This is a genomic window from Desulfospira joergensenii DSM 10085 (assembly GCF_000420085.1).
Classification (GTDB): Bacteria; Desulfobacterota; Desulfobacteria; order Desulfobacterales; family Desulfobacteraceae; genus Desulfospira; species Desulfospira joergensenii.
The window spans coordinates 237,984-251,012 of the sequence record NZ_ATUG01000002.1; the positions used below are offsets into that span (position 1 = coordinate 237,984).

The 13,029-nt window shown below is 51.2% G+C and carries 12 protein-coding genes; 5 read left to right on the plus strand and 7 right to left on the minus strand.

Annotated elements, in window-relative coordinates; translation table 11 throughout:
- Positions 1-98: 98 nt before the first annotated feature.
- The 3 genes from F608_RS0113420 to F608_RS0113435 form a co-directional block, all read right to left on the minus strand.
- On the minus strand, positions 99-416 hold the full coding sequence (locus F608_RS0113420; RefSeq protein WP_022666163.1) for an antibiotic biosynthesis monooxygenase family protein: 318 nt from the start codon (positions 414-416) through the stop codon (positions 99-101).
- Positions 417-517: 101 nt separating this feature from the next.
- Positions 518-1,138 carry a LysE family translocator gene (locus F608_RS0113425; protein ID WP_022666164.1) on the minus strand — a complete coding sequence of 207 codons (621 nt, stop codon included), beginning with the start codon at positions 1,136-1,138 and terminating at the stop codon, positions 518-520.
- A 113-nt stretch (positions 1,139-1,251) separates the two neighbouring features.
- Entirely contained in the window at positions 1,252-2,061 is an 810-nt protein-coding gene (locus tag F608_RS0113435; RefSeq protein ID WP_022666165.1) for a helix-turn-helix domain-containing protein, read from the minus strand.
- Between the two features lie 229 nt (positions 2,062-2,290).
- On the opposite strand from F608_RS0113435, the gene F608_RS0113440 reads away from it, so the two are divergent.
- Positions 2,291-2,998 carry a FadR/GntR family transcriptional regulator gene (locus F608_RS0113440; protein WP_022666166.1) on the plus strand — a complete coding sequence of 236 codons (708 nt, stop codon included), beginning with the start codon at positions 2,291-2,293 and terminating at the stop codon, positions 2,996-2,998.
- 31 nt (positions 2,999-3,029) lie between these two features.
- Here the strand turns inward: F608_RS0113440 and F608_RS0113445 are convergent, their stop codons facing one another.
- The 4 genes from F608_RS0113445 to F608_RS0113460 form a co-directional block, all read right to left on the minus strand.
- On the minus strand, positions 3,030-4,007 hold the full coding sequence (locus F608_RS0113445) for an asparaginase (RefSeq protein ID WP_022666167.1): 978 nt from the start codon (positions 4,005-4,007) through the stop codon (positions 3,030-3,032).
- A 26-nt stretch (positions 4,008-4,033) separates the two neighbouring features.
- Positions 4,034-5,296, minus strand: a complete 1,263-nt coding sequence (locus tag F608_RS0113450; protein ID WP_022666168.1) for a TRAP transporter large permease — start codon at positions 5,294-5,296, stop codon at positions 4,034-4,036.
- A 14-nt stretch (positions 5,297-5,310) separates the two neighbouring features.
- Positions 5,311-5,796, minus strand: coding sequence for a TRAP transporter small permease (locus tag F608_RS31865; protein ID WP_022666169.1), 486 nt, complete (start codon positions 5,794-5,796; stop codon positions 5,311-5,313).
- 128 nt (positions 5,797-5,924) lie between these two features.
- Positions 5,925-6,914 (minus strand): TRAP transporter substrate-binding protein, encoded by a 990-nt coding sequence (locus F608_RS0113460; protein WP_022666170.1) that lies wholly within the window; start codon positions 6,912-6,914, stop codon positions 5,925-5,927.
- 633 nt (positions 6,915-7,547) lie between these two features.
- On the opposite strand from F608_RS0113460, the gene F608_RS31870 reads away from it, so the two are divergent.
- From F608_RS31870 to F608_RS0113490, 4 genes are all read left to right on the plus strand, one after another.
- Positions 7,548-9,122, plus strand: a complete 1,575-nt coding sequence (locus F608_RS31870; protein ID WP_022666172.1) for a hybrid sensor histidine kinase/response regulator — start codon at positions 7,548-7,550, stop codon at positions 9,120-9,122.
- Between the two features lie 663 nt (positions 9,123-9,785).
- On the plus strand, positions 9,786-11,327 hold the full coding sequence (locus F608_RS0113480) for a flavocytochrome c (RefSeq protein WP_022666174.1): 1,542 nt from the start codon (positions 9,786-9,788) through the stop codon (positions 11,325-11,327).
- Positions 11,328-11,349: 22 nt separating this feature from the next.
- Positions 11,350-11,802: a cytochrome c3 family protein gene (locus F608_RS34800; RefSeq protein WP_161626860.1), complete on the plus strand. Its 453-nt coding sequence runs from the start codon at positions 11,350-11,352 to the stop codon at positions 11,800-11,802.
- A gap of 258 nt (positions 11,803-12,060) precedes the next feature.
- On the plus strand, positions 12,061-13,014 hold the full coding sequence (locus F608_RS0113490; RefSeq protein WP_022666176.1) for an MBL fold metallo-hydrolase: 954 nt from the start codon (positions 12,061-12,063) through the stop codon (positions 13,012-13,014).
- Positions 13,015-13,029: the final 15 nt, after the last annotated feature.

Sequence of the window (13,029 nt, forward strand, 5' to 3'; positions counted from 1 at the left end):
ATCCTCTGTTCATTGGAGCATCAATTTACGCCAAACTGCCAAATCCTTTCCCGAAATTATAGCTGACAGCCGGAATCTTCTCCTGAAGTTTGTCGGCGTCAGATGCCATAATCGCGTTCCACCTTTGCGATCCTGACCCTGAAGGAAGAATACCATTTTTCCCGGCCTGATTTCCGGGCCTCCCTGTGCTCGGTATTCTCTTTCCAATTTTGTATGGATTCCAGATCCTTCCAAAAGGAAACCGTAATGCCGATCTCCTGTCTGGCGGATTCCACACCGAGAAATCCGGGCTGCCTTGCTGCCAGGGCAACCATTTTATCTGCCATCTGCGCATACCCATTGTCTCCCGGAGTCCGGATGGAAGTAAAGATGACAGCATAATAGGGTGGCTCAGGGGTATTTGTTATGAAGTCCATAAGGTTCCTTTTTTGCTTTTGGATTTGTCCCGGCGACCTTGCTCCGCTGCTAAAACTTCCTGTCCGGCAGGATCTAATCCCTGCTTTATACTTTTTTTTGTTCAGTTGCCGCGGCGGGCCAGGGCAAGACCCAGCCCGGAAATAATCATCAGTCCCCCGGCTGTCCGGGAGACGGATTGAACGGCCTGCTGACTTTGGAAAAAATTTCTTGCCTTTCCCGCGGCCAATGCCCAGACCGATGTTACACCAAAAGTGATTACCAGAAATGTGGGAACAATAAAAGCAAATTGCAGCGCAAGGGGACGGGCGGCATCGATAAATTGGGGCAGAAAAGCGGCAATGAAGATCAGGCTCTTGGGATTGGGGATGGTGATCACCAGTCCCTGGACAAACAGGTTTGTCCTGGAAACCGGCGAGGCTTCCACGGTCAGGGTTTGGCCTGTACTTTGCCACTGCCGGACCCCGAGGTAGATGAGATAGGCGGCCCCGGCCCAGCGGAGATATTCAAAGGCCTGGGCAACAAGGCCCAAGAGTGACGTCAGGCCGATGGCCGCGATGATGAGCTGGACGGCGATCCCCATGGTCTCTCCGGCAACCGTGGACAGGGCCTGTTTCCAGCCGAAGGAAATGCTGTGGGCAAGGGTCAGCAGTACGCTGGGCCCGGGCAATGCGATCATGATGGCCGTGGCAATGACAAATGCCAGGTAGACGTGGGTTTCCATATCCGATGACTCCTTTTAAATTGGATGTTTAGATGGATCCTTTTTCCCGTGAACCGGTTTTCAAGGGGCATGGATACACCCTGGGGAAGAGAGTACCCGAAGATTTCGACTGATTATTGTATAAAATTGACCCGGTACTCCCGGGGAGTCACCGTGGTCATTGCCTTGAAGTGGCGGTGGAAGTGACTCTGGTCGAAAAACCCGCATTCCAGGGCGGTTTCCGTAATATCCCGGCCCTGTCTTAAGAGTTCCCGGGCCTTTTCGATCCGGCTGTTGAGGCGAAAGGCATGGGGGGTGATGCCGGTAAGGGATTTGAAGCGGCGAATCAGGGTATAGGGATTGAGGCCCATGGTTTCGGCCAGGGAATTGAGGGTCAGGTCTTTGTGCAGATCTTCTGCCAGGAGCCTTTTCAGATCTTCGATACTCCCCCGTCTCTCTTTCCGGACCGGCTGAAGGCTGCATGCAGCAGAAAAAATCCCCTGAACCAGGTCAAACAGGATCTGCTCTTTTTCCAGAAGAGGAATCTTCTCCTCCATCAGATCCTCCATTGCCCGGCAGAACCGGCCATACAAAAGCTCATCATCGATCCTGGTTTTTTCAGCCTTTACAAAACAATCCTTCTCCCACATGGACTGCTGAACCTGGAAACACCAGCCAATATCAAGGTGGAGCATGGTATAGCCTCGCTCCTGTCCGGCAACAGGATTGCAGGTATGCAGGGTCTCTGGATTGATGAGGGCAAGGGAGCCCGGGGCCAGGATGGATTTTCCCCCGCTGATTTCATAGATCACCTCACCCTGATCCACGGCGCCGATATTGAAGGTGTGGTGCATGTGGAGTTTGAACGAGGCTTTGCTGCCCCGGGAGCAGCGCATCTCGGCAAAGGGAAGGAGATGGTTTTTAAAGAAACGTTCGGTTCTCATGTTCCTATATTAAGATGTTCAAAACCATTCGTCGAGTGAAGAAAATAATACCCATTTAAATCCGGAAAGAAAAGATATAAACTAACTCAATCATTGTTTCGTCAAACATGGAAACCCGTGTCCCGATTCTTGTGTACAACAGGTCTTTGCTGTGATATTAAACGTGCGTAATCAGACCATTTATTGAATATGGGCGGCATAGAAACAAAGCAAAAAAAAATGATGATCCATGAATGCATTAGCTAAAAGCACAATACTCAATTCCCCGCTGAAAAAAAAGTCAGTTGTCATGCTGGTCATTGAACGCATCAAACTGGCCCTGATCAACGGAGAACTCAAACCCGGAGACTTTATTCCTTCCGAATCTGAAATGACACAGAAGCTGGGGGTGGGAAAGTCAAGTGTGAGGGAAGCCATTAAGATGCTTCAGGCCATGGGGGTTCTTGAGGTCAAGCGGGGCCAGGGAACCGTTATCCGGAAAAGTTCGGATGAAGATGCTTTAAACCCCATGGTGTTCCAGCTCATCCTGGCCAAAGGAATCCCCCAGGATCTGCTGGATCTGCGAAAGATGTTTGAACCGGCCTATTCTGTGATGGCCCTGGAAAAGGCCACGGATGAGGACATTGAAACCATTAAAGAAAAACTTGAAGAATTTGAAGCGGCCATCGCATCCGGAAATCAATCCTCCAGCCATGACCTTGCTTTTCACATGGCCATACTTCAGGCCACCCATAACCGCATGGTCATCCGCATCGGAAAAACCATGATGCAGCTTTTCGACGCCTCCATAGAAACCTCCATGCAGGATCTTCCCGAGGTGGCGTTAAAAGATCACAAGGCCATTTTCAAGGCGTTACGAGAACGGGATGAAATTGCCCTGCGCAACGCCATTGCCGTCAGTTCCACAAGCTGGGAAACCTGCCTGACCTATAAATAATTCTTAGTCCTGAAAAGATCCTGAAAGAAATTTAGAAGAGAAACGCCTGCTGCAGGTCGTCTTTGGACTCAATGCCTGAGGCAAGAAGCACGATGAGCTTGATCCTGGCCTTTTTACTGTCGTAATCGTGGCCGGTGATGGCCCCCTTTGATTTGAGATCCACCACCCCGCCTTTAAAATCATAGACCGGATGGACCCTTCCCTGCTCACATGCCGTGGTGATAACCACGAAAATACCCTTTTCCACGGCCTTGGCCACAGCCTGGGCAACCTTGGGGGTGACATGGCCCCTGCCGACACCTTCAATGATGAGCCCCTGGAGCCCCAGGTCTGCGGCACAGGAAATGAGCCCGCCGTCCCCGTCCAGGCAGGCTTTTATAATTTCAACCCTGGGAAGGTCTTGTTTAATTTCATGGGATTCCCGCCGGACCGGCCGGTGGATCATATAGACCTTTCCCTTGTCCACATAGCCCAGGTAGCCGGTGCCGAAGCTGGTAAAGGCATGGACATTATAGGCATGCATCTTTTTAACGTACTTGGCGGAGAACAGATATTCATTGAACAATACCATAACCCCCATATCCCGGCAGTCCGGGCAGGCGGCTGCGGTGACCGCATCCCGGATATTGGCATAGGAATCCGTGCCCTCTTCAAAGGTGGCCCGCTGGGATCCGGTCAATACCACCGGCCGGGGATCATTAATGACCAGATCCAGAAAATAAGACGACTCTTCCAGGGTGTCGGTGCCGTGGGTGACAGTAATTCCGGCCACATCCGGATCTGAAAAATATTCCAGAATTTTATCCCGGAGGGTTAACAGGTGATCAAAGCTCATGGCATTGGAGGGTACCTGGAAAATAGAAGCCACTTCCACACTGACGGCGGAATCGATTTTTTCCCTGTCAATCAGTTGCTCCCCCGGTAAGGCTCCGGAGGTGAATAATCCGTTGGAATCGTTTTTAACGGAGGCAATGGTTCCGCCGGTTGTCAATACAACTACTTTTTTCATTTGGTGTAATGTTCCTATGTTTGATATCAGATGAAGATCGTCAAAATTTGGGGAATGAAAATAAAAAGGATCAGAAACGATACATAGACCAGAAAATAAGGAATCACGTCCTTTACAACCACCTCAAATTTTTCCTGGGCAATATTGCTGGCAATGAAGAGATTGAGCCCCACAGGCGGGGTGAACTGCCCCACGGCAAGGGTGATGATGGTAAACACCCCGAAATAAATGGGATCGATGTGCATGGCATTTACAAGGCCGATCATCGTGGGGACAAAGAGCACAAGAGCGGCCACATTGTCCAGAAATGTTCCGATGACCAGGAGCATGACCATGATGATCACCATGACCAGGGTCTGGCTTTGGGTCACCCCCATGATAAAGGCGGCAAAGTGCTGGGGCACTTGTTCTGCGGTGATGATATAGCCGAAGAGATTGGCCGTTCCCATGAGAAACATGATCAAAGCGGCATTTTCAGAGGTATTCTTCAGGATCGAAAACAGGCTTTTCAGGGTCAATGTCCGGTAAACAAAACATCCTACCATCACCCCGTAAAGGCAGGCCACGGCCGCAGATTCTGTGGCGGTAAAGGCGCCGCTGTAAATTCCTCCCAAAATGATCAGGGGCATGAGCAGTGCCAGCAGGCTGTCCTTGATGATGGTTCTTTTTTCTTGCCCGGACAGTTCGGCTTCACATTGAAAGCCCTTTTTCTTGGCAATATAGTAATTCACCCCCATGATGGCCATGCTGATAATGATACCGGGCAGCACGCCGCAGAGGAAAAGATTGCCTATGGAAACCCCGGCAATCACCCCGAAGACGACCATGGTCAGACTCGGGGGAATAATCAGCCCCAGGGCGCCGGAAGCGGCTATGACAGCGGCTGAGTACGATTTTGAGTATCCTTTTTTTATCATGGAGGGAATCATGACCGTGCCGATGGCGGCTGTTGTGGCCGGTGCGGATCCGGATATGGAACCGAAAAAGGCCGAGGCACCGGTTGCCATATGGGCAAGCCCGCCCGGAAAACGGCCCACCATAATGGCAGCCAGTCCCACAAGCCGGTCGGAAATCCGGGCTTCGGCCATGATATTGCCCGCCAGCAAAAACATGGGAATGGCCATGAAGGGAAAGCTGTTCATTCCGTTAAACATTTTCTGGGCCAGGATAATAAAAGGGATATTGCTGCAAAAATAAATGGATACCAAAGAGGCGATCCCAAGGGAAACCGCAATGGGAACTCCCAGAACCAGCATAATGAAAAAAAAGATAAATAAAATTGAAACCATGATCTGCTCCTCTGTTATTCAGCCGGGCCGTTTTTCTCTTTCTTCAGCATCTGCTCTAAAATATAGAAGATCGAGATGGCCGCGCAAAAGGGTATGGATGCCACAACATATCCCACCGGGATACCTGTTGACGGAGACCGCTGGAGCATGGCCCGGGTCATCAGCGCCCACCCCTGATACATTAGAATGGCAAAGAACATCAGGGTCAGAATGTAGCAAAGTTTTTCAACCAGGCGGGGCAATGCCCCGGGCAATAATTCTGCAAAATAATTCACGGCAATGTGGGTCTTGTTCCGGACGGCAATGGTCGACCCCAGCATGATCACCCAGACCATGGCGTAAATGGATAATTCCTGGGTTTCGCCAAGGGGATTGCCGAGAATATATCGAAAGAAAATCTGGGTAAGGACCAGAATTGTCATTATTCCCAGCAATATGGCGGATAATGTCTGAATCCAGTCGTTAAGTCTTACCAATACGTTTGTTAATGTTTTCCCCATTTGAGACATTCCCTGTGCGGGTTAAGCTTGCCCCATCGGTTCGGGCGACAATAATAGGAATTATCCGTCAAAAACCTGCTGTTTTCCGTTCGGATCCACTCCTGCCGCCCTTACCGATCGGCAATTGTTTATTTTTTCAAGGTATCAATGATTTCCGTAATGATTTCGGCATTCAGTTTTTTCTTATATTTTTCAATGACGGGCTGCACCTTGTCCTGGAACGGTTTTTTCTCAACATCAATCACTTCCATTCCGTTTTTGGCCACATCGATCCATTGCTGTTTTTCCAAGTCCTCAACCATCTGGGTATGGATGGGGCCCATTTCCCGTGCCGTGTCCAGAATGGCTTTCTGGTATTCGGTAGGCATGCTGTCCAGCAGGGCCTTGTTCATGACCAGGGGAGAGGAGAGGTGGATGTGCCCGGTACGGGATACATATTTCTGGACTTCATAGAATTTCTGGGTCAGGATGTGGGCCGGCGGATTTTCCTGGCCGTCCACGGTGCCCAGTTGCAGTGCGGAATAAAGTTCTCCAAAAGAAATTACCGTCGGACCGGCATTCAGGGCCTTAAACGTATCGACAAACACCTCACCCTCGGGCACTCGGATTTTAAGACCGTCCAGATCTTCCGGAGTTTTAATCGGCCGTTTGCTGTTGGTGATGTGGCGCATGCCGTTGTCCCACCAGCCGATGACCACAGCACCCAGGGGTTCCATCTGTTTGGCCAGCTTGTCACCCACGGGGCCGTCAAGGACTTTGCGCACTTCCCACATGTCATTAAATAAGAAAGGCAGGTTTAAAATACCCATATCCGGTACCCAGTTGGACAGAACCGTGTCAGAGGTCAGAACCATATCATGGGTGCCGTACATGCATCCTTCAACCGATTCCAGCTGCTTGCCGAGCTGATTGGCAGGGAATACGCTGATCTCAACATTTCCATCGGTCTTTTGGGCAACGATCTTGGCAAATTCAAGGCAGATGTCCTGATAATGATGGGTGGGGGCAGCGGTATGGCCCAGTTTGATTTTATATTTTTTCGCCGCAAGGGCGGGTCCACAGAAAACCACACTCAATCCAAGAACAAAAATCAAAATTTTAAAAAATGGCTTTTTCATAGGCTCCTTCTTCACTTAAAATAATAAATTCAACAGGTTGTCAACGACCTATTCTGATCTTTAAAAAAGATAGCATGCATAAATAACAGATGTCAATATATAAGTTGTCGGTTATCATACGTGAGACATCTGATGTCTTATGTCAAAACGGAAAAGCTCTATTTTATTTTTATTAGATACCTATATAAAATCTGATTTAAATCCTCGCGGATCTTCCTTTTACTTATTTCTTCCAAAACGATCATTGAGAGAGAAAAGTCGAAAACATTCCCTGTTTGGGGATTCTGCCTGAAGCTATGGAAAACGAAAAAATAAGGTTGGATCTTCATCGGTTTGCTTGTTCAGCTCATCTCTGAAGATCCCGTATCATATACCGGTAATGGACCTGGGAAAGATCTGATTGCAGTCAGTCTCCATTGTTTCCCTAAGAGTCTTTTGCCATCGACTGCTTTTTTCAACACAAGCAGACAATGTGAATCCCTTTTTTTAGGTCCATGGGCTTGATAAAACCCTATTTACGGATGGACACTAAATAATTTATTCCACTCCTTTCCGGGTTTTGGTGAAGGCATACTATTTGCATTTTTTTGGGAAATTCCTGATTAAAGGAAGATAAAACAAAGAGGTCTGCATATGGAAAGAATCAATCCGGACAGGGCGACTGCCCGACCAATCGACAGGCGCATGGATGAACAGGAAGTAACAGGCCTTGCCGGGGAGATCACCAATGCAGCCCCGGTGGGGATCTGCTTTACCCGGCAGCATGTGATCTGCTTTGCCAACACCACTTTTCTAAAAATGACAGGATACACGGGCCAGGAACTCAAACACCAGAGCCTGGGAATCTTTCATCCGGAAGGGGCCTCCATTGAACGGCCCGAAAAAGAATCTGCCGCAAAGACGGGAGAAGGGGGGTTTTTCCGCTCCCAGGACTGCTGGGTGAGAAAGGATGGCAGCATTTTATACTGTTCTGTCCGGTGCCGCCCCCTGGATGACCGCCCCGGGGATCAGGTCTGGGTGATTGCCGATGTTTCCGAACGGATCCGTCTGGAAAACGAACGGAAGGATCTTGAACATCAGCTTGTGAAGGCCCAGAAACTGGAGGCCCTGGGTATCCTTGCCGGGGGTATCGCCCATGATTTCAACAACATTCTTTCCCCCATCATGGGCTATGCCCAGTTGCTCCTCATGGATGCCAAGGATGAGACTCAAAAAAAATATATTTCCGGCATCTTCAAGGCCGCCGTAAGGTCCAGAGACTTAATCGGCCAGATTCTATCCTTCTGCCGGCGCCGGGAGGAAGAACCCAGACCCATCAGAATCCAGCCCATAGCAAAGGAAATTACAAAACTTCTTTCAGAGACACTGCCGGCAACCATCCGTGTCAGGATCGAGATAGACTCAACCTGCGGACCTGTCCTGGCCAATCCCAGTCAAATCTACCAGGTGATCATGAATCTTTGCACCAATGCCTATCAGTCTATGGCGGAGGAAGGCGGTACTCTTGGCATCCGGATCCGACGCCAGGTGCTCCGACACCTGAAGTTTGCTGAGCAGGGACCGTTTGTAGTGCTCCAGGTATCAGATACAGGACCGGGCATTACCAAAGGGGAATTGGATCATATTTTTGAGCCGTATTATACTACCAAGACCCATGGCCGCGGAACAGGGCTTGGCCTTTCCGTGGTCCACGGCATTGTCCGGCGAACAGGCGGGTTTATCCGGGTCAACACCAATTCCGGATTGGGGGCGGAATTCAGCGTTTTCCTGCCCGAAATCCAGAAGAAAGAAGGCCAGAGAGAAGGGGAGCCTGCTGTCCTCCCTGTCGAGGGCCAGAGCAGTGGACATATCCTGCTGGTGGACGACGAGATTGAGGTTGCCGCCATTACAGAGGCTTTACTGGTACGGTTGGGCTACAAGGTAACCATGATTACCAGCAGTTCGGCTGCTCTGGAAATATTTAAGCGGTCGCCCCTGGTTTTTGATCTGGTGATCACGGACCAGACCATGCCCGATTTGACCGGAACCCAGCTGGCGGCATCCATCAAGGGTGTCAGGCCTGACATCCCCGTGATACTCCATACCGGATACCCTGAGACTCTGACAAATCCGGAACACATTGATGCGACATTGCTCAAACCTGCAGATATGGGAGAACTTGGCCGGATTACCCAGGCTGTAACAACAGCAAAGCAGGCACAAACCTGAATCAATAATTCAAATAAATCCTCAACTGCCTCGGCAGTTTCTTTGCGATGAGGCCATCGACACCTTTTTTATTTTAAAACGGTTATCCCTTTCCGAATAGCTTGTTGGGTAACCATAAAGGCACAACATACAGATTCCCCGGGCAGACCCGACAGCAATAGGTGAAATGTGTTTTTGATCTCCCTATATTCAGAATTTTTTTGTCTCCCCGGAATGGACAGTCTGTCATCGCCCAGGAGACAAAAGAGAGGGGCGGTACACCCTGACGGAGATTCATCCCGGCCTTTTCGATATTTTTTCTGTCCCGGCCGCCAAGGATCATTGGCACGGCTGCCGGGGAATCCGGCTGCATCAAAGATTTGAAATTCCAACCAGTTGAACCCGTCTTTTCCGTTTGCCGTATTCTGTTCAGGAGGCATCTGACAAGTAAAACAGCAATATTATTGACAGCCTTTGGCGGAACAGGAGATTTAAACTTCCCACCGGCATACCTATTGCGATGCATTGCTTCAGAAAGTGCCTGATCCGCCGGTGACGATGTTTTCCCAAAATCCGTCACCGGGTGCTGGACAGGAGAAAGTCGCTTCGCCCAAGGCCTAGCCGGGAGAAGGACGCGCAGGATTTAAAATCTGGTGGCTGATACCAGAAAAAAGGAGACCATAGATGACTGAACTGAACGAAAATAACAATGAACTGACCCGACGCAGATTCCTCAAAACGGCCGGCGGTGCCGGCGCCCTTGCCGGGGTGGCCGCCAGCGGCCTATTCTTTGGTACCAAGCGTCTTGAAGCCGGTGAAATCCCCCAAAAATGGGATGAGGCCGTTGATGTGGTGATTATCGGAAGCGGCTTTGCAGGGCTTGCCGCTGCCATTGAGGCCAAACAGGCCGGGGCCTCAGTGGTAATCATAGAAAAGATGCCGCTTCCCGGCGGAAACTCCATTATCAACGGAGGCCTCATGGCCGGAGCGGGAACCCCCCTCCAGTCAAAAGAAAAAGTAGATGACAGTGCGGACTTGATGTACCAGGATATGGTCAAGGCCGGATTGGGACTGAACCACCCTGATCTGGCCATGATGCTGGCCAAGCACTCTGCCGAAGCCGTTGCCTGGACAGTCGCCTTGGGCGCCCAGTATCAGGAGCGCAATACGCACCTGGGCGGACATTCCGTTCCCAGAAGCTATTATACCACCAACAATTCAGGTGCAGGTATTGTGCACCCTCAGTTGAAGAAGGTTAAGGAACTGGGCGTACCTTTGATTAAAAAGTGTTTTCTTGACCGTATCCTGCAGGATGACGACGGCAGGGTCAAAGGCGTACGGGTGTATGAGAAATATCAGTTCCCCAAAGCCGGAAGCGGTATCCTGAAAACCATCCGCGCCAACCGGGCCGTGATCCTTGCGGCCGGCGGATTCTGCCAGGACGTGCCCTTCCGGAAGCTCCAGGATCCTAAAATCGATGAAAATGTCGCCTCCACGAATCATCCCGGTGCCACTGGTGAGTGCCTGATTGAGGCTCTCAGACTCCATTCCAATCCCATCCAGCTCTCCTGGATCCAGCTTGGTCCCTGGAGTTGCCCCCATGAAAAAGGAATGGGCATCGGCTATATGTTTGCGCTTTCTGCAGCCTTTCCCTATGGTGTCATGGTGGCGCCCAAAACCGGAGAGCGCTTCATCAACGAGTTGGCCAACCGGAAAATCAGAGCCGATGCCATCATCAAAACAGGCGCCTGGGCCGTGGGCATCGCAGATCAGGAAGGTGTCCGGCGGGTCGGAAAACTGGATACCATGCTTGAACGGGGCATTGTCAAAAAGTTTGAGACCCTGGATGGTCTGGCCGAAGAGTTCAAGATCTCCAGGGAGGCTCTCCGGAAGACTGTTGCCGAATACAATGCCGATGTCAGGTCAGGAAAGGACAGAGTTTTTGGCAAGCCCTTCCAGAAAGATGCCAAACCCCTTGCCAGGGCACCCTTCTATGGCATGCATCTTTGGCCCAAGGTCCACCACACCATGGGCGGCGTTCAGATCGACACCGGGGCAAGGGCGCTGGATCTCTACCAGAAAGTCATCCCCGGATTCTATGCCGCAGGTGAAATTACAGGGGGTATCCACGGTGCGGTCCGTCTAGGCAGCGTGGCTGTGACAGATTGCATCGTTTTTGGCCGGATTGCCGGGAAAAATGCGGCCAAAGAACGGCCCTGGACCTAATGAGCCCCCTGGAGACAAGCCCATGAATACGAAAGCTCGCCGTTTATCGTGCTTTTTCTGGCTGACAGTACTCCTTCTGGGGGGAGCCCTGTGTTTGCCTTTGGCCTGTATCCCTTTTTCCGGCAATGCTGGAACGCTCCCGGAATCGGCCGGGGAAGGCGCCGGAGAAAAAAATCCCGATGCGCCTGCCCCGGCAGCATCATCCGGGATGACCATTAAGGGCCATCACAGGGACGCAGGGCTTTCCTGCCAGGACTGCCATGACAGCCCGCCCGGGGCCGTGGGCACCGAAGTCTGCCTGTCCTGCCACGGCACCCCTGACGACGTGGCCCAGTCCACCGCTGTCATGGAACCCAACCCCCACGACTCGGTCCATTACGGTCCGGAAGTAGACTGTGATCTTTGCCACCATGAGCACATGGCTTCGGAAAATATGTGCAATAGTTGCCATACGTTTCAGATGACTGTGCCCTGACCCGTAACCCTTGTCGTTTATTTCCCTCCCCACAACCCTGACAGGAGCGGTTTAATCCGCTCCTGTCAGGGTTGTTCCATTCTGTTATCCAATAATTAAGGGGGATGTTTTGTTTAACTATTGTCCAAAAAAAACGGGCTGTTAAATTGACGGGTGGATTCCCCGTGCTAGTTATGAAATAATCCGGATTTTTCCTTGAAAACCATATAGCCGGTCGATAGAATACAACAATTATTATCACCAATGGGGAGAAAAAAAATGGAAACAAAGCAGATCGATCTTTGTCCGGTGGATAAGGCGGAGGTCCTGATTTTATCCGATAACCACAGCGATGTGCTGCTGCCTTCCGGCGACTCAGTTCAGCGCCCGTCCCTGGCCAAAGAGGGGGTCATTCCCACGGATACCCTTTTGGCGGAACATGGTCTTTCTCTTCTGATTACCGTGGAAACCGGGGGAGACTCCCGATCTGTTCTCCTGGATTCCGGGTATACCGATATTGCCGTACCCCATAATCTCGATTATCTCGGGATCGGACTGGAGAATATAGAGGCCGTGGTGCTCAGCCACGGCCATATGGATCATTTCGGGGCTTTAGAGCAGGTGATCAAAAGGGGGCCGGCAGGGATTGAACTGGTCCTTCATCCCGATGTATTCAATCCCAGGGCCCTGGATATCCCCACAGGAGATACTCTTTTTTTCCCGCCTTTCCCGTCAAAGGAGACCCTGTCGGAATGGGGAGCCCGGGTTGTTGAAAACCAGGGGCCTCTGTTGCTGGCAGATGAACAGATCCTTGTCACCGGTGAAGTTGACCGCTCAACCCCCTTTGAAAAAGGGTTTCCCGGGGCAAAGGCCCGTGAGGGCAAGGAGTTTGTTCTCGACAATTTCCGGGATGACCAGTCCCTGGTCATCCACGTCAAAGACAAGGGGCTTGCCGTGATATCCGGCTGCGCCCATTCGGGCATCATCAACTCCATCCACCAGGCCAGGCGCCTGACCGGGGTGGAGGATGTCTTTGCGGTCATCGGCGGGTTCCATCTGAGCGGACCGGCCATGGCCCCTGCTGTGGCCCCGACCATTGAAGCGCTGGAACAGATGTCTATGTCCCTGGTCTGCCCCATGCACTGCAGCGGATTTACGGCGGTTTCCGCCCTTTCCCAGGCCCTGCCCGACAGTTTTGTCCTCAGCAGCGTAGGCAGCAAAATTATCCTATAACCCTTTTATCCTTTG